This window comes from Mesorhizobium sp. WSM4809 (assembly GCF_055811655.1).
The window spans coordinates 126813-144707 of record NZ_JBVVQW010000014.1 but is presented as its reverse complement, the minus strand read 5'-3'; the positions used below and the strand labels follow the sequence as shown (position 1 = coordinate 144707).

At 62.0% G+C, this 17895-nt stretch carries 23 protein-coding genes; 15 read left to right on the top strand and 8 right to left on the bottom strand.

From position 1 onward, the window contains the following. Positions 1–79: 79 nt before the first annotated feature. Positions 80–892: a VOC family protein gene (locus AC0L24_RS26530; protein ID WP_473564344.1), complete on the bottom strand. Its 813-nt coding sequence runs from the start codon at positions 890–892 to the stop codon at positions 80–82. 249 nt (positions 893–1141) lie between these two features. On the opposite strand from AC0L24_RS26530, the gene AC0L24_RS26525 reads away from it, so the two are divergent. Then, positions 1142–1696, top strand: coding sequence for an RBBP9/YdeN family alpha/beta hydrolase (locus tag AC0L24_RS26525; RefSeq protein ID WP_127810641.1), 555 nt, complete (start codon positions 1142–1144; stop codon positions 1694–1696). A gap of 6 nt (positions 1697–1702) precedes the next feature. Here AC0L24_RS26525 and AC0L24_RS26520 read toward each other — a convergent pair whose 3' ends face one another. Both AC0L24_RS26520 and AC0L24_RS26515 read right to left on the bottom strand, forming a co-directional pair. Beyond that, a complete protein-coding gene (locus AC0L24_RS26520; protein WP_127322704.1) occupies positions 1703–2476 on the bottom strand; it encodes an HpcH/HpaI aldolase family protein in 774 nt (257 codons plus the stop codon). A 126-nt stretch (positions 2477–2602) separates the two neighbouring features. Continuing rightward, positions 2603–2923 (bottom strand): DUF1476 domain-containing protein, encoded by a 321-nt coding sequence (locus tag AC0L24_RS26515; protein WP_013532126.1) that lies wholly within the window; start codon positions 2921–2923, stop codon positions 2603–2605. A 275-nt stretch (positions 2924–3198) separates the two neighbouring features. Between AC0L24_RS26515 and purC the strand changes: the two genes are divergently transcribed. The 7 genes from purC to AC0L24_RS26480 all read left to right on the top strand — a co-directional run bounded on the left by purC (position 3199) and on the right by AC0L24_RS26480 (position 7017). Next, on the top strand, positions 3199–3993 hold the full coding sequence (gene purC, locus AC0L24_RS26510; RefSeq protein ID WP_013532127.1) for a phosphoribosylaminoimidazolesuccinocarboxamide synthase: 795 nt from the start codon (positions 3199–3201) through the stop codon (positions 3991–3993). A 43-nt stretch (positions 3994–4036) separates the two neighbouring features. Next, complete coding sequence (gene purS / locus AC0L24_RS26505; protein WP_013532128.1) at positions 4037–4279, top strand: phosphoribosylformylglycinamidine synthase subunit PurS; 243 nt, start codon at positions 4037–4039, stop codon at positions 4277–4279. 19 nt (positions 4280–4298) lie between these two features. Beyond that, positions 4299–4508 (top strand): hypothetical protein, encoded by a 210-nt coding sequence (locus AC0L24_RS26500; RefSeq protein WP_127810642.1) that lies wholly within the window; start codon positions 4299–4301, stop codon positions 4506–4508. Between the two features lie 41 nt (positions 4509–4549). Next, complete coding sequence (gene purQ, locus AC0L24_RS26495) at positions 4550–5218, top strand: phosphoribosylformylglycinamidine synthase subunit PurQ (protein WP_027036974.1); 669 nt, start codon at positions 4550–4552, stop codon at positions 5216–5218. Positions 5219–5302: 84 nt separating this feature from the next. Beyond that, a complete protein-coding gene (locus AC0L24_RS26490) occupies positions 5303–5968 on the top strand; it encodes a glutathione S-transferase family protein (protein ID WP_127810643.1) in 666 nt (221 codons plus the stop codon). Next, positions 5965–6372, top strand: coding sequence for a hypothetical protein (locus AC0L24_RS26485; RefSeq protein WP_023810339.1), 408 nt, complete (start codon positions 5965–5967; stop codon positions 6370–6372). The genes AC0L24_RS26490 and AC0L24_RS26485 overlap by 4 nt, the downstream gene beginning before the upstream one ends. 3 nt (positions 6373–6375) lie before the next feature. Beyond that, positions 6376–7017 (top strand): Pr6Pr family membrane protein, encoded by a 642-nt coding sequence (locus tag AC0L24_RS26480; protein WP_127332056.1) that lies wholly within the window; start codon positions 6376–6378, stop codon positions 7015–7017. A 76-nt stretch (positions 7018–7093) separates the two neighbouring features. Here the strand turns inward: AC0L24_RS26480 and AC0L24_RS26475 are convergent, their stop codons facing one another. Continuing rightward, a complete protein-coding gene (locus AC0L24_RS26475; RefSeq protein ID WP_127398766.1) occupies positions 7094–7345 on the bottom strand; it encodes a DUF1127 domain-containing protein in 252 nt (83 codons plus the stop codon). 93 nt (positions 7346–7438) lie between these two features. On the opposite strand from AC0L24_RS26475, the gene AC0L24_RS26470 reads away from it, so the two are divergent. From AC0L24_RS26470 to AC0L24_RS26445, 6 genes are all read left to right on the top strand, one after another. Continuing rightward, complete coding sequence (locus tag AC0L24_RS26470) at positions 7439–8848, top strand: aminotransferase-like domain-containing protein (protein ID WP_127810644.1); 1410 nt, start codon at positions 7439–7441, stop codon at positions 8846–8848. A gap of 119 nt (positions 8849–8967) precedes the next feature. Beyond that, entirely contained in the window at positions 8968–11199 is a 2232-nt protein-coding gene (gene purL / locus AC0L24_RS26465; protein WP_127810645.1) for a phosphoribosylformylglycinamidine synthase subunit PurL, read from the top strand. Between the two features lie 45 nt (positions 11200–11244). Further along, positions 11245–11766, top strand: a complete 522-nt coding sequence (locus tag AC0L24_RS26460) for a hypothetical protein (protein ID WP_127810646.1) — start codon at positions 11245–11247, stop codon at positions 11764–11766. 133 nt (positions 11767–11899) lie between these two features. Continuing rightward, positions 11900–12133, top strand: coding sequence for a BolA/IbaG family iron-sulfur metabolism protein (locus AC0L24_RS26455; RefSeq protein ID WP_010909092.1), 234 nt, complete (start codon positions 11900–11902; stop codon positions 12131–12133). 186 nt (positions 12134–12319) lie between these two features. Continuing rightward, positions 12320–12655 carry a Grx4 family monothiol glutaredoxin gene (grxD, locus tag AC0L24_RS26450; RefSeq protein ID WP_006332883.1) on the top strand — a complete coding sequence of 112 codons (336 nt, stop codon included), beginning with the start codon at positions 12320–12322 and terminating at the stop codon, positions 12653–12655. Between the two features lie 163 nt (positions 12656–12818). Then, positions 12819–14087 (top strand): multidrug effflux MFS transporter, encoded by a 1269-nt coding sequence (locus AC0L24_RS26445; RefSeq protein WP_292630477.1) that lies wholly within the window; start codon positions 12819–12821, stop codon positions 14085–14087. Positions 14088–14546: 459 nt separating this feature from the next. On the opposite strand, the gene AC0L24_RS26440 is transcribed toward AC0L24_RS26445, so the two are convergent. The 3 genes from AC0L24_RS26440 to rpsD all read right to left on the bottom strand — a co-directional run bounded on the left by AC0L24_RS26440 (position 14547) and on the right by rpsD (position 16979). Next, positions 14547–15380: an inositol monophosphatase family protein gene (locus tag AC0L24_RS26440; protein WP_127397339.1), complete on the bottom strand. Its 834-nt coding sequence runs from the start codon at positions 15378–15380 to the stop codon at positions 14547–14549. Beyond that, the gene (ttcA, locus tag AC0L24_RS26435; RefSeq protein WP_473564338.1) at positions 15370–16254 is read right to left on the bottom strand and encodes a tRNA 2-thiocytidine(32) synthetase TtcA; all 885 of its coding nucleotides are present in this window, start codon (positions 16252–16254) and stop codon (positions 15370–15372) included. The genes AC0L24_RS26440 and ttcA overlap by 11 nt, the downstream gene beginning before the upstream one ends. A 107-nt stretch (positions 16255–16361) precedes the next feature. Beyond that, entirely contained in the window at positions 16362–16979 is a 618-nt protein-coding gene (gene rpsD, locus AC0L24_RS26430; protein WP_023759539.1) for a 30S ribosomal protein S4, read from the bottom strand. Positions 16980–17354: 375 nt separating this feature from the next. On the opposite strand from rpsD, the gene AC0L24_RS26425 reads away from it, so the two are divergent. Then, positions 17355–17564, top strand: a complete 210-nt coding sequence (locus AC0L24_RS26425; protein WP_128289297.1) for a hypothetical protein — start codon at positions 17355–17357, stop codon at positions 17562–17564. Positions 17565–17648: 84 nt separating this feature from the next. Here the strand turns inward: AC0L24_RS26425 and AC0L24_RS26420 are convergent, their stop codons facing one another. After that, the gene (locus tag AC0L24_RS26420) at positions 17649–17837 is read right to left on the bottom strand and encodes a DUF3008 family protein (protein ID WP_023810328.1); all 189 of its coding nucleotides are present in this window, start codon (positions 17835–17837) and stop codon (positions 17649–17651) included. Between the last annotated feature and the right edge of the window lie 58 nt (positions 17838–17895).

Genomic DNA, 17895 nt, shown 5'->3' with positions numbered 1-17895 from the left:
CGCGAACCCATCATAAGGGGGAAAACTGTTACCTATGTATCCGGTTCAAACTGTTACCCATCTATCGGCTGGACAGCTCTCAAGCGTTGCCGGGAACAGTCCTGATCACCGTGCCCCACGGGTCTTCGCGGGTTACCGGGCTCGTCACCTTGTCCGAACGCATCTCGACCCAGGCAAGGCCCGACCGGCTCGAATCGCGGCGGCCGGCGCCTGAACTCTGCCAGGCGTTGGCGCCGATGTGGTGGTGATAGCCGCCCGACGACAGGAACACCGCCTGGCCGCCGTATTTGGCCATGGTGTCGAAGCCAAATTCCTGGTTCCACCAGGCTTCGGCGTCTTCCGGCCTACCGACACGCAGGTGGACATGGCCGACGATGCCGTTTTCCGGCGTACCCTGCCAGCCGGCATCACCCGCCGGCACTTCGGCAACGACGGACGGAATGTTCAGCCGTTCTGTCGCCATGGCAATCTTGTCGCCATTCCACTTCCAGTCCTGCGCACGGCGGTCGGCATAGATCTCGATGCCATTGCCTTCGGGATCGGTCAGGTACAGAGCTTCGCTGACCAGATGGTCGGAAGCGCCCTCGATCGCGATCTTGTTTGATATGGCGTGGTTGATCCAGCGGCCGAGGTCGGCGCGGCTGGGCAGCAGGAAGGCGGTGTGGAACAGCCCGGCGCTGCGCGGATCATCCGGCTTGGCTGAAGCGTCCTGCTCAAGCACCAACAAGGGACGGTTGGCGGCGCCCAGGGTGATCGCGCCATCGGCACGGCTCAACTCCTGCAGACCGACAATTTCGCGGTAATAGGCGGCAAGGCTTTCCGCGTCGCGCGCCTTCAGCCCGACGCGGGCAACGCTGACCGGGGTGGTGGCGGCAAAAGGCAACTCGCTCATCGAATGCTCCGTTCGACCGGCCTGCGATGAAGCTCCCAAAGCGAGAAGCCCCACTCCGCCGATCATTGTACGTCGTGTCAGTTCCAAAGTCAGGGTTCCCGCGCACGGCTGTTTCTTTTCCTGACCACAGATCGTCCATCGGCATCGTTCACACAAGACGCGAAGAAGCGAACATGGTGTTCACTATTGTGAGCAAAAGCGGCGTTCCTGCCGGTTGCACGAAGCGATGCCGCTCGCTATCTCAGCGCCATGAAGGTCAAGGAAGCAGATATTCTCATCGTACCGGGCTACACCAATTCCGGCCCCGACCATTGGCAGAGCCGCTGGCAGTCGAAACTGTCGACGGCGCGCCGCGTCGAACAGGCCGAGTGGTCGAAGCCGGTTCGCGAGGACTGGACGGCGAGCGTTGCCGAGGCGGTCAACGAGGCCGAGCGGCCGGTCGTCCTGGTGGCGCACTCGCTCGGTGTCGCCGCTGCAGTGCAAGCCATTACGCAGTTCCGCAAGCCGGTTGCCGGGGCCTTCTTCGTGGCACCTCCCGACGTCGCCAATCCCGAGATCAGGCCCAGGCACCTGATGACCTTCGGCCCCTATCCGCGTGAGCCGCTGCCCTTTCCCTCGATCGTGATCGCCAGCCGCAACGATCCGTTCTGCGCCTTCGATGTCGCGGAGGACATCGCCGGCGCCTGGGGTTCGCTGTTCATCGATGCCGGTGAGACCGGTCATCTCAACCCGGATTCAGGTTTTGGTCCTTGGCCCGAAGGTTCAATGACCTTCGCCAAATTCCTGACGGATCTGAAACCTTGAGCGTCTTCAGGACCCGATCGAATCGCGGACGCTCTTGATCAGCGTTTTTGCCCCAAGCCCGATCAGCGAATGCTCGGAGCCCATGGCCAGCAGGCGATAGCCCATCGACACGACCCGGCCGGCAATTGCCGGCTCGACAACGTAGATCGCCGCATGTTTGCCGGCCTTGCGGGTGCGCTCGGCCACCGATGCCACCGTCTCCATCATGCTTTCCAGCGTCGAATTGACGGTCGCACCATTGCTCCAGGCGATCGAGAAATCCGACGGGCCGAGGAAGATGCCGTCGATGCCGGGCGTGTCGAGGATGCCGTCGAGCGCATCGAGGGCGGCGCGCGTCTCGACCATGGCGAAGGCCATTGTGCGCTGATTGGTGTCGCGCAGCCATTCGGCCTGGTCGCCTTTGCCGTGGCGTGGAAAAGCGTAGGTCGGACCCCAGGAGCGTTCGCCGAGCGGCGGGTATTTCATGGCGGCGGCGAACAGTTTTGCATCGGCAACCGAGTTCACCATCGGCGCGATGACCGCCTCGGCGCCGAAATCGAGCGCGCGGCTTGCCATGTCGAAACGGCCAACGGGAATGCGCACCAGCGCCGGCTTGCCGGCAGCGAGCACCGGCACCAGGCCACGCAGCACGCTGTCTTCGTGATGGCCGCCATGCTGCATGTCGAGCGTGACGGCATCGAAACCCTGCTTGGCGACGATTTCGACGGTCAAGGCATCCGGCACGCCGGACCATGCGGTGAACAGCGTTTCGTCGGCCGCGAGGCGGGACTTCAGGGACATGGATACTTTCCTTGTTAACTCCGGCAGTTTCAGCCGGAAACCGCGACAAAGGCAAAGAAAAACCGCCCGGATAGGCCGGGCGGTCGATTGGTCCAGCGTATGGCCGGGATCAGCGCATGGCCCGGATCAGGTGTTCTTGATCTGCTCGATCGCCTGCGCCATCAGTTCGTCCATGGTGCGGCGGATCTGGTGGTCCGACTGCTCGACGCCGGCCGCGTCGAAATCCCCGCGGATTTTGCGGAACACGTCGTGGTCGCCGGCTTCCTCGATGTCGGAGATAACCACTTCCTTGGCATAGGCGTCGGCATCAGCGCCGGATTTTCCGAGCTTTTCGGCGGCCCACAGGCCGAGCGCCTTGTTGCGGCGCGCCGAGGCCTTGAACCGAAGCTCCTCGTCGAATGCGAATTTACGCTCAAAGCCCTCTTCGCGGTCTTTCATGCTGCTCATGGCGTCCCTCCGGTCAAATTCGATTCGTTGGCGGTGAATATGTGCGTTGCCAAAGCACAAACCAAAAGGTCGCGGGTCGGTCAATACGCTTCATCGAATGCTGCGCTGCGGCATTTCAGTCCCGAAAGCGGTTGATTGGAAGGATTTGCCGATTGAGCAAACGATGTGATTGGGATAGACCCGGCATTGAACCCTACCGTAGCCGCACTATTTCAGGCAGACGGACAGGAAATGGTCTGATACCGCCCTGTCCGGAACCCCAGAGAAAAATCCAGATGAAAAATCGCCGCCGCATTTATGAAGGCAAGGCCAAGATACTCTATGAGGGACCCGAACCGGGCACGCTTATCCAGTTCTTCAAGGATGACGCCACCGCGTTCAACAAGAAGAAGCACGAGGTCATCGACGGCAAGGGTGTCCTCAACAACCGCATTTCCGAGTACATCTTCAACCATTTGAACCGCATGGGCATTCCGACCCATTTCATCCGCCGGCTGAACATGCGCGAGCAGCTGATCAAGGAAGTTGAGATTATTCCGCTCGAAGTGGTGGTGCGCAATGTCGCCGCCGGTTCGCTGTCCAAGCGGCTCGGCATCGAGGAAGGCACCGTTCTGCCGCGCTCGATCATCGAATTCTATTACAAGGCCGACGCGCTCGACGATCCGATGGTGTCGGAAGAGCACATCACCGCGTTCGGCTGGGCGAGCCCGCAGGAGATCGACGACGTCATGGCGCTGGCCATCCGCGTCAACGACTTCCTCTCTGGCTTGTTCATGGGCGTCGGCATCCAGCTCGTCGACTTCAAGATCGAATGCGGCCGGCTGTTCGAAGGCGACATGATGCGCATTGTCGTTGCCGACGAGATCTCGCCGGATTCCTGCCGCCTGTGGGACGTGGCGACGCAGGACAAGCTCGACAAGGACCGTTTCCGCCGCGACATGGGCGGCCTCGTCGAGGCTTACCAGGAAGTTGCCCGCCGCCTCGGCATCATGAACGAGAACGAACCGCCGCGCCCAACCGGCCCGGTGCTTGTCGCCTCGACCGACGGCCTCAAAGGCAAGCCGCACTGATCGCGGCTTGCCTCCCGATACTCAGAACAGGAGCATGTCCAGCGTGATCAAGGCCCGCATTACCGTCACCCTCAAGAACGGCGTGCTCGACCCGCAAGGCAAAGCGATAGAACACGCGCTGTCCGGCCTGGGCTTCGGCGGCGTCGGCACGGTGCGGCAGGGCAAGGTGTTCGACGTCGAGCTGGCGGAAAGCGACAAGGCCAAGGCCGAAGCGGACCTCAAGGCCATGTGCGACAAGCTGCTGGCGAACACGGTGATTGAGAATTATAGTGTGACGCTTACCTAAGGTTGTGCCGGAGGCACGTATGCCTGAAGTCACGAATGAACTGATGTACGAGCTTGTCAAGAAAATCCATTCACGAATGGATCGACTTGAGAGTGGCCTGGGCGAAGTCAAGCACGAGATTGTCGCGATCAGGTTGCAGGCGTTGAGCACGCAAACGGACGTCAACAATATCTACGCGATAACAGGCCGTATCGATCAACGTCTTGAACGGATTGAGCAGCGCCTCTAGTTGCGCGAACTCGCCGAAGCACAAAGGCCTTACGAACCAAAATGAAATCAGCCGTCGTCCTCCTGCCCGGCCTCAACCGCGACCGCGACATGATCGCGGCGTTGACCAAGATTTCGGGAACACCCCCGGTCACCGTCTGGCAGACCGATACCGAAATCCCCGATGTCGACCTGATCGCCATTCCGGGCGGCTTTTCCTTCGGCGACTATCTGCGCTGCGGCGCGATCGCCGCGCGCATGCCGGTCATGCGGGCGGTGGCCGAAAAAGCGGCCGCGGGCGTTACGGTCATCGGCGTCTGCAATGGTTTCCAGATCCTGGTCGAGGCCGGCCTGTTGCCGGGCGCCTTGATGCGCAACACCTCGCTGAAATTCGTCTGCCGGCAGGTGAAGCTCGAGATCACCAATGCCAACACCATGTTCACGCGCCGCTATCAGCCGGGCCAGATCATCCGCTCGCCGGTCGCGCATCATGACGGCAATTATTTCGCCGACGCCGACACGCTTGCCCGAATCGAAGGCGAAGGCCAGGTGGTGTTCCGCTATGCCGAGGGCACCAACCCCAACGGCTCGATCAACGACATTGCCGGCATCGTCAACAGCCAAGGCAATGTGCTCGGGCTGATGCCGCACCCGGAAAACCTGATCGAAGCAGCCCATGGCGGTACCGACGGCCGCGGACTGTTCGAGAGCGCCCTCGGCATCGCCGCCTGACGATATCGAAGCGAACAGCTTGAAAACAGCCGGACATTCCTGTCTCTTTGGAGCAAGTCTGGTTCATTGGGGAGAGAGACGGTCATGAAACTCTATTCGCGGCCGTTGTCGCCCTACTCGTCGATCGTGCGGGCACTGGCCTACATCAAGGACGTACCGCTCAAGATCATCGCGCCGCCGCCCGGTTTTCCCATCCCGGAAGAGTTTCGCGCCATCTCGCCGATGAACCGGATTCCGGTGCTGATCACCGGCTCGGGCGAGACGATCGTCGAATCGGTGGTCATCGCCGAATATCTCGAGGAACGGTTTCCGGAACCGGCCCTGCTGCCGCCCGATTCCAAGGACCGCGCGCTGGTGCGCATGTTCGCCCGCATCACCGATCTCGACGTGCTTACCCCGATGATGAAGCTTTTCGAGCTTCATTCCGTGCCGAAGCGCAACAATGCCGAGATCGACGCCCAGTTCGCCCGCCTGCATCATGGACTGGCGGCAATCGAGGCGCGCATGGCGCAAGGGCCCTTCGCACTCGGTGACGACATCAGTTTCGCCGATGCCTGGCTGACGCCGACCCGGTTCATCTTCAACAATTTCCGCGCCATGACGGGACGCCACGACCTGCTCGACGCCTATCCCAAATTCGACGCCTACCAGCAGATCGCCTCGCAACACCCGGCATTGTCGCGGGTGTGGGGCGAGATGACCGATGGTTTGAAGATTTTTCTGTCCGAGCTTGAGATGGGTGCCGCTTGATCAAGTCGAAGACGATCGCGCTGGTCGCCGCGGCGGGCTTTGTGCTGGCATCCTGCCAGTCGACGCCAAAGAGCACGCCTGTTCCCTCAGGCAAAAGTGCTGCGCTGCTGGCCATGGAACAAGTGGCGATCGCTGCCCACAAATGCTGGATCGCCAGCAAGGACCCAGCCTTCAAACCGTACCAGATGGCCAATGAGCTGAATTCGTTCAGCGGCACGCCGCGTTTCCTGCTGGTGCCGGCCAAGCACTATGGCGGCAAACCTTTGCTGGTCGTGCAGGCGCAAGGCAATTCTAGCCGCGTCGACGTCTTCGGACCGCTGATGAACGATCCGCTCGGCGCCCGCATCGGCTCGGACATCGCCCGTTGGCAGGCCGGCAATCCGGCCTGCGCCGCGACGGCCTAGCCCATGGGCCGGTTCCTGCAGATCGCGGGTCTGGTCATCGGTCTGGCCGGGCTCATCCTGCAGTTCTGCATCAGCATTCCGGCATCGATGGAAGCCGGCCGCAGCCTGCTTGGCTCAATCATTTTCGTCTTCAGCTTCTTCACCATCCTGACAAACATCGGCGCGGTGCTGGTGTACACGTCGCTGCTGTCACCCACCTTCTATGCCTGGCTGCCGGCCTTTGCAGGCGCGCGGATGCGCACCGGCGTTGCGGTTTCGATCGCGCTGGTCTTCATCATCTACGCAACGGTCCTGGCACAACTCTGGCAGCCGCAGGGGCTGTTCCTGCTCTGCGACGTCCTGCTGCATTATGTGACGCCGGTGCTCTTCGTGCTGTGGTGGTTGATATCGGGCGCTGACGGCAGGACGCGCTGGAGCGACATTTCCTGGTGGGTGATCTATCCCATCGCTTATCTGGTCTATGCGCTGATGCGGGCGCCGTTTGCCGGCGAGGTGCCCTACCCTTTCCTGGACATCGCCAAGAACGGCGCGACCAGCGTCCTCATCTCGGCCGCAGCCATCACCGGACTTTTCCTCGTGCTGTGCGTGGTCGCCGTCCTTGCGGACCATGCCGTTGCACGCACCAGGGCATCGAGCGTCCGTTAGAACTGTACGGACGTCCTGTCCGCATTTCCCAGGACCATTATCTCCCAAAACCCGGTTCCCGCTTTTGGGGTCACAGTCAGTCCCAGAACGGCCTGATGCCCTCGCGGTGGGCGTCGCAGCGCGTGACGCCGATATCCTTGAGCTGGTCGTCGGTCATCTCCAGCAGCGCCAACCGGCTGCGGCGGCGATCCAGCAGGTTGTCGATCCATCTTGCCATCGACCTCAGCACGCGCACAAGACGGCTGACAAAACCGCGCTGAGCCGATGGACGTGTGGATTGGCCCGATAATGCAGCGCTCGAATGACGTATTGTCGCGATTGTATTCATTTTCTTTCTGCCAACGTTCTAGATTGTACCCTTTTTTGCACGCGACTGGTATGTATTGACTCATCTATCGGTGCAATATAGAAAATTGTCACCATGACAACTTGGCTTCCCGATCTCACCACCGGCTCCGGGCCGCTGTATCAGCGCCTGGCGGATTCCATCGAGACGGACATCGATCGGGGCGTGATCGATGCCGGCGCAAAGCTGCCGCCGCAGCGCGACCTCGCCTACGACATCGGCACCACCGTCGGCACGGTCGGCCGGGCCTATCAATTGCTGCGCGAGCGTGGGCTGGTGAGCGGCGAAGTCGGGCGTGGGACCTATGTGCTCGGCCAGCGCGCGAAGCCGGATTTTCCGGCTCCGGACGTCGGCGGCGAAGGCACGCGCTATATCGATGCGCCTAAGGGCAAGCTGCGTTTCGACAGCACCGCAGCACCTGATATCGGCCAGGGCGACATTGTCGCCGGAGTCCTGTCGCGCACGGCGCAGGACCATCCGCATGAGATTTCGAGCTACACGCGGGACTTCCCCGACCGATGGTACGAAGCCGGCGCCCGCTGGTTAGCGCGCAATTCGTTTCGTCCGAGTGCCGACACCATCGTTCCCACGCTCGGCACCCATGCGGCGGTGATGGCGGCGATCGCGGCGCTCACCATGCCTGGCGACTATATTGCCTTCGAGCACCTCACCTACTCGCAGATTTCCCGCAGCGCCGGCCTGATCGGCAGGCGCACCGCGCTGGTGGCATCGGACGAGGAAGGCATCGATCCGCAGGATTTCGAGCGCGTCTGCGCGCAAAAGCATCCCAAGATGATCTTCCTGATGCCGACGGCGCAGAATCCGACGCTGGCCACCTTGTCGGCGGCGCGCCGCGAGGCGATCGCCCATGTCGCACGCGAATACAACGTCCTCCTCATCGAGGATGATCTCTATGGCAATCTGACCGACGATCCGACACCATTGCTGGCCGAGTATGCGCCTGAACGCACCATTGTCGCGGGCGGCCTGTCGAAGTCGGTCGCAGCCGGTGTGCGCGGCGGCTGGCTTTCCTGCCCGCCCGCCTACCGCCACCGCATCCGTGTCGCCCACAAGATGATGACCGGCGGCATGCCCTTCCTGCTGGCGGAGGTGAATACAAGGCTGGTGCTGTCAGGTCAGGCGGATGAGATACGCAAGCGCAGCATCGCCGAAATCGGCGCCCGCATCGCCATCGTGCGCGAGACTTTGGCCGGCTTCGCGGTCAAGTCGCATGACAGGGTGCCCTTTGTCTGGCTGACCCTGCCCGACCCCTGGCTTTCCGGCACCTTCAAGAACGCCTGCCTGGAGCACGGCGTGCTGATCGACGACGAGGACGAATTCAAGGCCGGCCGTTCCGAGCAGGTTTTCCATGGCGTCCGCTTTGGCGTTTCGCAGCCGAGACAGCGCGGGGATATCGCTGAAGGCGTCGCGGCGATCCGGCGACTTCTCGATGAAGGCCGCGCCGGCTACGACAGCTTCTCCTGACACTGCGTGGCTTTGTCCGGTTTTCCGTCGTTTTTCGTCAATCCATGGGTGTATCGGCCGCAAGGCTTGCGATAAGACGGGACTCAAAATCCCAACGTCCCGGATATAAATCGCCGCCCATGACCATTTCCAATTCCGTGCCGATCACCCCCGAGCTCATTGCCTCACACGGGCTCAAGCCCGACGAGTATCAGCGCATCCTCGATCTTGTCGGGCGCGAGCCGAGCTTCACCGAACTCGGCATCTTCTCGGCGATGTGGAATGAGCACTGCTCCTACAAATCCTCGAAGAAATGGTTGCGCACGCTGCCGACCACCGGACCTCAGGTCATCCAGGGGCCGGGCGAGAATGCCGGCGTGGTCGACATCGGCGATGGCGACTGCGTCGTCTTCAAGATGGAGAGCCATAACCACCCGTCCTATATCGAGCCCTACCAGGGCGCGGCGACCGGGGTCGGCGGCATATTGCGCGACGTCTTCACCATGGGCGCGCGGCCGATCGCGGCGATGAATGCGCTGCGCTTCGGCTCGCCTGACCATCCCAAGACCCGGCACCTTGTTTCAGGCGTGGTTTCCGGCGTCGGCGGCTATGGCAACGCCTTCGGCGTGCCGACAGTCGGTGGCGAGGTCAATTTCGACGCCCGCTACAATGGCAACATCCTGGTCAACGCCTTCGCGGCGGGCCTTGCCAAGACCGATGCGATCTTCCTGTCGGAAGCCAAGGGTGTCGGCCTGCCGGTCGTCTATCTCGGCGCCAAGACCGGCCGCGACGGTGTCGGCGGCGCCACCATGGCCTCGGCCGAATTCGACGACAAGATCGATGAGAAGCGCCCGACAGTGCAGGTCGGCGATCCCTTCACCGAAAAGTGCCTGCTGGAAGCCAGCCTCGAACTGATGGCCTCGGGCGCAGTCATCGCCATCCAGGACATGGGTGCCGCCGGCCTTACCTGCTCGGCGGTGGAAATGGGCGCCAAGGGTGACCTCGGCATCGAGCTCTATCTCGACAAGGTGCCGGTGCGCGAAGAGCGCATGAGCGCCTACGAGATGATGCTGTCGGAAAGCCAGGAGCGCATGCTGATGGTGCTGCGCCCCGAAAAGGAGAAGGAAGCCGAGGCGATCTTCCACAAATGGGGGCTCGACTTCGCCATCGTCGGCAAGACCACCGACGATCTGCGCTTCCGCGTGCTGCACCAGGGGGATCAGGTCGCCGATCTGCCGATCAAGGATCTCGGCGACAAGGCTCCGGAATATGACCGGCCGTGGGTCGAGCCGAAAAAGCCGGCGCCGCTGGCCGCCAATGACATTCCGCAAGCCGACGTTGCCGACGCGCTGCTGAAGCTGCTCGGCGGGCCCGACCTGTCTTCGCGCCGCTGGGTGTGGGAACAGTATGACACGTTGATCCAGGGCAATTCGCTGCAGCTTCCAGGCGGCGATGCCGGCGTGGTCCGGGTCGAAGGCCATGCGACCAAGGCGCTCGCCTTCTCCTCCGACGTGACGCCGCGCTATTGCGAGGCCGACCCTTATGAGGGCGGCAAGCAGGCGGTGGCCGAATGCTGGCGCAACTTGACCGCCACCGGCGCTCTGCCGCTGGCCGCCACCGACAACCTCAATTTCGGCAACCCGGAACGGCCCGAGATCATGGGCCAGCTGGTCGGCGCGGTGAAAGGCATAGGCGACGCCTGCCGTGCGCTCGGATTCCCGATCGTCTCCGGCAATGTCTCGCTCTACAACGAGACCAACGGCCAGGGCATCCTGCCAACCCCGACCATCGGCGGCGTCGGGCTGATCGCCGATTGGTCGAAGATGGTGCGGATCGGCTTTGCGGCCGAGGGCCAGATGATCCTGCTGGTCGGCGCGCCGGCGTCCTGGGGAACGCATCTTGGCCAATCGGTCTATTTCAGGGACATCCACGGCCGCACGGACGGCCCGCCGCCGCCGGTAGACCTCGATCACGAAAAGCGCGTCGGCGACCATGTGCGCGCGCTCATCGCATCCGGTGTCGTCACGGCGGCGCATGACGTTTCCGATGGCGGCGTCGCCGTTGCGCTTGCCGAAATGGCGATGGCGTCCGGCATCGGCGCCACCGTTCCCGGGCTTGTCGGCACCGACCCGATCCCGGTCTGGTTCGGCGAGGACCAGGGCCGTTATCTCCTGACGTTGTCGATCGATCCGCACGGTGACGAATGGGACGCCATTCGCAAGCAGCAGGGCGAGCTTGGCATCTTCGCGCCGTGGATCGGCTCCACAGGTGGCAGCGCGCTGAAGCTTGGTGACGCCAGGGCAATCCCGGTCAGCGAATTGAGCGGAGCCCACGAAGGCTGGTTCCCGCGCTTTATGGACCAGGCCAGTTGACGAGAGCATGATCCCGAAAAGTGGGAACGGTTTTTCGGGAAACTCATGATCAATCACAGGAAACTGGCTGCCCGGGCGCTGCTTGCAGTCGTCTTCTGGCCGTCACTGTTCTTCTTCTGGTTCCTGGGACCGTTCGTCTTTTTCCTGCTGTCGACAACCTCGAGCGAGGTGTGCATGCGGCTGGAAACGCGTGCGGGGTTTCTTGCCGCGGCCAACGGCGCCATCCCGATGCTGGCGCTGCAGAACCTCCTCTATGCAATTCCGATCATCTGCCTGGTGCTTTGGGGCCGCCTTGCGCCGGATCCGGCACGGGCAAGGCATATCGTCACCTGCATTAAGCTTTTTGCCAGCACGGTGGTCTTAGGCGCGTTGTGGGAGTACGGCTCGTCGCTCATCTGCGACGGCTACGGCCAGGGGTTCTTCTCACCGGCTTGGCAAATGACGAGCTATCTCCCCATTGTCAGCCTCGTGCTCAACGTGCCGCTCTATGTGCTGGCCTTCAGCCTTGGCCGCGCTTTCTCGACACGCGAGGACGTTGCCGAGGATGAAGCAAGCCCACCGGCCTAGTCTTTCTCTGAAGCCACCGGACCGTCTTGTCGTTGGTGGGTCAGAACGGCTTCAATCCGGACCGGAAAGGCTTTAGGCTCGCCCGACTCTCATCTTATGGCCTGACACCGGTCGCTCGAAACAGGATTTTGCCATGGCAATGGACGCCCACGACATCGAAAAACTGATCAAGGACGGCATTCCGGACGCCAAGGTCACGATCCGCGATCTCGCCGGCGACGGCGACCACTATGCGGCCGAGGTGGTGGCCGAGAGCTTTCGGGGGAAAAGCCGCGTCCAGCAGCACCAGATGGTCTATGACGCGCTGAAAGGGAATATGGGCGGCGTGCTGCACGCACTCGCCTTGCAGACCAGCGTTCCCGACTGACTCGCGCCGGAATATAGACCGCAACCTCACGATCGGTGTCGAGGGATGGTCTGCTTGGCCCAACACGGCCCATCCTTTGCGCCATTTCAGCCGCGGCGCGGCTAACGTCTTGTTTCGAGCAATCGTTGGGTTTATTTGAAGGGATATGTTTCGAGCCTGACTCCCACAGGCGGGAAAGGATATTCCATGAGCGGCATCAACGACTACATCGACAATGAAGTGAAGGGCAACGACGTCGTCCTTTTCATGAAGGGCACGCCCGGTTTCCCGCAATGCGGATTTTCCGGCCAGGTCGTCCAGATCCTCGACTATATCGGCGCCGACTACAAAGGCGTGAACGTCCTGGACTCGGCCGAACTGCGCCAGGGCATCAAGGAATACTCCAACTGGCCGACGATCCCGCAGCTCTACGTCAAGGGCGAATTCGTCGGCGGCTGCGATATCATCCGCGAGATGTTCCAGGCCGGTGAGTTGCAGACATTCCTCGTCGAGAAGGGCGTCAGCGTCAAAGGCGCCGCCTGATTTCTGTTTTGTGCATGCCCGAAAATCGACGTTGATTTTGGGCATCGAGCACCAGGCACCCGGGGCAGCCCACCTCGGCAATTTTCATGTCCTGAACCCAGGACCAGGACGAGCCAATGCGCCGGCCCGCCGGCGCATTTTCGTTCGAAAGATCGGACTTGCCGTGGACCAGCCAAAACCAGCGCCGCAATCGGCAAGCAAACTGCCCATTCCGCGCTGGGAGTTCATCGCCCTGTGCGCGGCGCTGATGGCGCTGAACTCGCTGGCCATCGACATCATGCTGCCCGCGCTGCAGCAGATCGGCGCCACGCTCGGTGTCGAAAATGAAAACCACCGGCAGTACGTCATAACGGCCTACATTCTGGGCTTCGGCGGCGGACAGTTGTTCTTCGGGCCGATCTCGGATCGCTTCGGGCGTCGCGCACCACTGGTCGCCGGGCTGGTGATCTATGTCGCCGCGGCCGCGGCTGCCGCCATTGCGCCAAGCTTTGAGACACTTCTGCTGTGCCGGGCCGTGCAAGGCATTGGTGCGGCCGCCACCCGCGTCATCGCCGTATCGATCGTGCGCGATACGTTCGACGGCCGGCGCATGGCCGAGGTGATGTCGCTGATCTTCATGGTGTTCATGGCGATACCGGTCATTGCTCCCGGCATCGGCCAGTTCATCATGCTGTTTGCGACCTGGCATTGGATCTTCGTCACCATGGCCGTCGGTGCGCTCCTCGTCTCGGCCTGGTCGCTGCTGCGCCTTCCTGAAACGCTGCATCCCGAACATCGCCGGCCGTTGACACTCAACTCCATTGTCGGCGGGTTTCGCATCGTGCTCACCAACCGCATTGCGATCTGTTATGCCTTCGCCAGCACCTTCATCTTCGGCGCCATGTTCGGCTTCATCGCTTCGGCGCAGCAGATCTATGTCGACATCTTCCATGTCGGCGAGATGTTCCCGGTCATCTTCGCAGGCGTCGCGGGCGTGCTCGCCTTCTCCAACTTTCTGAACTCGCGCCTTGTCGGCCGTATCGGCATGCGCCGCCTGTCGCAGAGTGCGCTGCTGCTGTTCCTGGTCATCAGCCTTGCCTGGCTGGTGGTCTCGCTGGAAATGAAGATGCCGCTCTGGCTGTTCATCACCTTCTTTGCCTGCGCCATGCTTCCGTTCGGTGCGCTGGGCGCGAACTTCAACGCGCTGGCCATGGAGCCGCTCGGGCAACTGGCCGGCACGGCGTCGTCGATCCTCGGTTTCATGCAGACGTTTCTCGGCGGCATTCTCGGCACGCTGATCGGCCAGGCCTTCAACGGCACGGTGACGCCACTGGCCGCCGGCTTCTGCAGCGTGTCGATCGCGGCGCTGCTGATGATCTTCATCGCCGAGCGCGGCAAGATGTTCCAGCCGCAGAACCCGCCCGTTTCAGGGCACATCACCGACTTGCATTAGGATGCACCCTCAAGGGCCGCCGTGAATCGAGGGGCGAGCATACGCCCCGCGATTGCTTCACCCATGCTGTCCGAAAAGGGCAAAGGCAGAGCATCATCGAGTGCCCTGAGAATGGATGCCACGAAGGCACGGCTGCGCTGGGCATCGGTTCCCAGATCGGCATATGTGGCGCGAGGCTTGCCGATCAGTGTGCCGTTGCAGCGAAGCGAAAACCGCAGTGTCAGGGACATGCCCGCGGTTCCGGGTGGCGGTTTCCAGCAGGCATAGATAGCGTCCGACATCTCCCTTATCGTATCGACGGGATCGGAACTGCGACAACTGCGCTCTTGCGACCTTGCTTCCTGGGAACTGGTAGACAGAGCGGCGGCAAGAGCCGCAGCGACAAATGCGAACCGAGGTTTCATTCGAGAGCCTCCGGATCTGCGTGAAATTGCACCGCTCCTTCGGCTAACGCAGCAATCAATCCTGTGCCGCCCAGAGTTCGCGGCGCAATTCGTGCCAGCTTTCGCGATCGGGCGCGACAAGCAGGCCGCCGCCGAGATGCGAGGGCAGATAGGCGCTGCCGTCGAAGCGCGCCGCGTGGCCGCCGGCCTCGGCATGGATCAGCACGCCGGCCAGATGGTCCCACGGCATCAGCTTGTTGTAGACCACGAAGTGGGCATGGCCGCTCGCCAGCAGGCGGTATTCGTGCGCGGCGCAGCGATAGGCGAATTGCGACAGGATCTTGGTCTGGTTGCGCGCCAGCCGCGACCGCTCCGGTTCGGGCATATATTGCCAGGAGACCGAGCCGGTCATTTCCGAGATCGGCGCGGGTGCCGCGACATGCACCTTCTCCAGGCTGCCATGCGCATGCCGGATATGGCTGCCGGCGCCCCTGGCACCAATCAGCCAGTCCTTGCCGACGGGATCGTGGATGATGCCGGCAACCGTCTCGCCCTGGACCACGACCGCCAGCATGACGCCGAACAGCGGCACGCCGGAGGCGAAGTTGAAGGTGCCGTCGACCGGATCGATGACGAAGGCCAGATCGGCATCGCCCAGACCATCGAGCAGTGCCGGATTGTCGGAACAGGCCTCCTCGCCGACGATCATCGCCTGGGGATAGCGCTCGCGCAGCCGCGCGGTGATCAGCCGCTCGGCATTGACGTCGGCTTCGGTCACAAGGTCGGCGGCCGAGGTCTTCTGCCTGACATCGCCATCGCCCAGCCGGCGAAAGCGCGGCATGATCTCGGTCAGCGCCGCCTCGGCCAGAATGCCGGCCAGCCAATCGATCGCGGTGTCGTCAAATGTCATCGGAAATGTCTTGCCTTGTGGTGAGGGTGTCGTTGAGGGCAGCGAAGTCGAACAGCTTCCTGTCGAGCAGGTGCGATGGCCTGCTGTTCGACAGCGCGCGCAGCATCGTATCCTTGCGGCCGGGCATACGCTTTTCCAGGTCCGCGAGCATCGCCTTCATGGCGTTGCGCTGAAGGCCTTCCTGGCTACCGCAGAGATCGCAGGGAATGATCGGGAAATGCATGGCGGCGGCGAATCTTTCCAGATCGGCCTCGGCGCAGTAGCTCAATGGCCGCAGCACCATGACGTCGCCGTCGTCGTTGAGCAGTTTAGGCGGCATGGCGGCGAGACGGCCGCCATGGAAGAGGTTCATGAAGAAGGTTTCGAGAATGTCCTCACGATGGTGGCCGAGCACCAGTGCCGAGCAACCCTCCTCGCGCGCAATGCGGTAGAGATGGCCGCGCCTGAGGCGCGAGCAGAGCGAGCAATAGGTGCTGCCCGCCGGCAGCTTGTCGGTGACGACGGAATAGGTGTCCTGATACTCGATCCGGTGCGCAATGCCGTGACTGTCGAGATAGTCCGGCAGGATATGTTTAGGGAAATTCGGCTGGCCCTGGTCGAGATTGCAGGCCAGAAGATCGACCGGCAAGAGCCCGCGCCATTTGAGATCGAGCAGCACCGCGAGCAGGCCGTAGGAATCCTTGCCGCCCGACAGGGCAACGAGCCAGCGCTGGCCGGGCTTGACCATCGAGAAATCCTCGATCGCCTGTCGGGTCAGCCGCAGCAGCCGTTTGCGCAATTTGTTGAACTCGACCGAGGACGGCACGTCGGCGAACAGCGGATGGAAGCCGCCTTCGCTGTCGGCGATCGGTTCGATGTCTGGAAGCATGTTCATGGCATGTCGCTTTCAGTGGCCCAGAGCGCCGGATTAGCGGACATGACCGACAAAGAAAAGGCCGCCTCGACGGGCGGCCTTTGCTTGGTATCGCAGAATGCGCTCGTTTAGCGCGAATAGAATTCGACGACCAGGTTCGGTTCCATCTGCACGGCGAACGGAACGTCCGCCAGGCCGGGGATGCGCGAGAAGGTCGCGACCATCTTGTTGTGATCGGCTTCGATGTAGTCCGGCACGTCGCGCTCGGCGAGACCTACCGCTTCCAGAACGATGACCAGTTGCTTGGACTTTTCGCGCACTTCGACGACATCGCCCGGCTTGCAGCGATACGAGCCGATGTTGACGCGCTTGCCGTTGACGTTGACATGGCCGTGGTTGACGAACTGACGGGCGGCGAAAATGGTCGGCACGAACTTGGCGCGGTAGACGACCGCGTCGAGACGCGATTCGAGCAGGCCGATCAGGTTCTCCGAGGTGTCGCCCTTGCGGCGGTCAGCCTCTTCATAGACCTTGCGGAACTGCTTTTCCGAAACGTCGCCATAGTGACCCTTCAGCTTCTGCTTGGCGCGCAGCTGCAGGCCGAAATCGGAAAGCTTGCCCTTGCGGCGCTGGCCATGCTGGCCGGGACCGTATTCACGCTTGTTGACCGGGGACTTCGGGCGGCCCCAGATATTTTCGCCGAGACGGCGGTCGATCTTGTACTTCGCGGATTCGCGCTTGCTCATCGCATTCCCTTTTCAAAACAATACACCCGGAACCTCATGGTCCGGGTGAAGGAAACGCGCCCTCCTCTGGCCTCCGTTTTCGAGACCTGACAGGGTTTTCCCACGCAACGCGGCGGAAAACCCACGGGACACGTCAGTTCAAACAAGATAGTAGAATTGGATTTCCACGCATCTTGCGCACATAAAGAAAACCACCGGGCATTGCGGCCCGGTGTTGGCGCGCTGATTAAACGGAGATTTAACCGGTGTCAAGCTTGTGGCTGGCGTAGGCCATGGCGACGATATAGCGTCTCTGGGTTGAGTACAGTGCCGGATGTGGCGGGAGGTTGCGCCAGTTGCATTAGGAAGGGACCGGAGCAGAGGAGCTACATTCGCATGAAGAAATTCTTCCTTACCCTGACAGGGGCCGCTGTGTTGGCGGGATCCATGGCGGTCATGACACCGGAGCCGGCGGAGGCCAGGCATTGGCACGGACACCGACATCACCAGGCTTGTCGCATCGTGATCAAGAAGAAGGTTATCTGGCGGCACGGCCACAAGAAGGTCATACGCTACAAGATCAAGCGCTGCAGCGGGCGCTGGTAGGCTCCTATCCGGTCTCAGGCGGCCGACATCAATTCAAAGCCCGCGGTTTAGGCCGCGGGCTCTTTGATTCCGGATGCTTAATCGTTAGTCTTTCGACTTCTTCTCCGGCAGGCCCTTGCGCTTCGTCTCTGCGAATTCCTCGAGCTGCTTCTCGCTCATCGATTCGTACATTCCCTTGGAAGCGCCCTGCAGTTCGCTCTTCTTGGTCTCGCCGCGCTTGGCCGACAGAGCCGCGCCGGCGGCTTTCTGCTGGGCTTTCGAGGTGGCTGGCATGATTCTTTCTCCCGTTGGAATCTGGAGAAAAAACGCAACGACTGCCGTGATGTTCCGC

Excerpts from the sequence above, each read along its gene's own strand:
- AC0L24_RS26530 (WP_473564344.1), bottom strand. The coding sequence starts at position 892 with ATGAGCGAGTTGCCTTTTGCCGCCACCACCCCGGTCAGCGTTGCCCGC.
- AC0L24_RS26525 (WP_127810641.1), top strand. The coding sequence starts at position 1,142 with ATGAAGGTCAAGGAAGCAGATATTCTCATCGTACCGGGCTACACCAAT.
- AC0L24_RS26520 (WP_127322704.1), bottom strand. The coding sequence starts at position 2,476 with ATGTCCCTGAAGTCCCGCCTCGCGGCCGACGAAACGCTGTTCACCGCA.
- AC0L24_RS26515 (WP_013532126.1), bottom strand. The coding sequence starts at position 2,923 with ATGAGCAGCATGAAAGACCGCGAAGAGGGCTTTGAGCGTAAATTCGCA.
- purC (WP_013532127.1), top strand. The coding sequence starts at position 3,199 with ATGAAAAATCGCCGCCGCATTTATGAAGGCAAGGCCAAGATACTCTAT.
- AC0L24_RS26500 (WP_127810642.1), top strand. The coding sequence starts at position 4,299 with ATGCCTGAAGTCACGAATGAACTGATGTACGAGCTTGTCAAGAAAATC.
- purQ (WP_027036974.1), top strand. The coding sequence starts at position 4,550 with ATGAAATCAGCCGTCGTCCTCCTGCCCGGCCTCAACCGCGACCGCGAC.
- AC0L24_RS26490 (WP_127810643.1), top strand. The coding sequence starts at position 5,303 with ATGAAACTCTATTCGCGGCCGTTGTCGCCCTACTCGTCGATCGTGCGG.
- AC0L24_RS26480 (WP_127332056.1), top strand. The coding sequence starts at position 6,376 with ATGGGCCGGTTCCTGCAGATCGCGGGTCTGGTCATCGGTCTGGCCGGG.
- AC0L24_RS26475 (WP_127398766.1), bottom strand. The coding sequence starts at position 7,345 with ATGAATACAATCGCGACAATACGTCATTCGAGCGCTGCATTATCGGGC.
- AC0L24_RS26470 (WP_127810644.1), top strand. The coding sequence starts at position 7,439 with ATGACAACTTGGCTTCCCGATCTCACCACCGGCTCCGGGCCGCTGTAT.
- purL (WP_127810645.1), top strand. The coding sequence starts at position 8,968 with ATGACCATTTCCAATTCCGTGCCGATCACCCCCGAGCTCATTGCCTCA.
- AC0L24_RS26460 (WP_127810646.1), top strand. The coding sequence starts at position 11,245 with ATGATCAATCACAGGAAACTGGCTGCCCGGGCGCTGCTTGCAGTCGTC.
- AC0L24_RS26455 (WP_010909092.1), top strand. The coding sequence starts at position 11,900 with ATGGCAATGGACGCCCACGACATCGAAAAACTGATCAAGGACGGCATT.
- grxD (WP_006332883.1), top strand. The coding sequence starts at position 12,320 with ATGAGCGGCATCAACGACTACATCGACAATGAAGTGAAGGGCAACGAC.
- AC0L24_RS26440 (WP_127397339.1), bottom strand. The coding sequence starts at position 15,380 with ATGACATTTGACGACACCGCGATCGATTGGCTGGCCGGCATTCTGGCC.
- ttcA (WP_473564338.1), bottom strand. The coding sequence starts at position 16,254 with ATGAACATGCTTCCAGACATCGAACCGATCGCCGACAGCGAAGGCGGC.
- rpsD (WP_023759539.1), bottom strand. The coding sequence starts at position 16,979 with ATGAGCAAGCGCGAATCCGCGAAGTACAAGATCGACCGCCGTCTCGGC.
- AC0L24_RS26425 (WP_128289297.1), top strand. The coding sequence starts at position 17,355 with ATGAAGAAATTCTTCCTTACCCTGACAGGGGCCGCTGTGTTGGCGGGA.
- AC0L24_RS26420 (WP_023810328.1), bottom strand. The coding sequence starts at position 17,837 with ATGCCAGCCACCTCGAAAGCCCAGCAGAAAGCCGCCGGCGCGGCTCTG.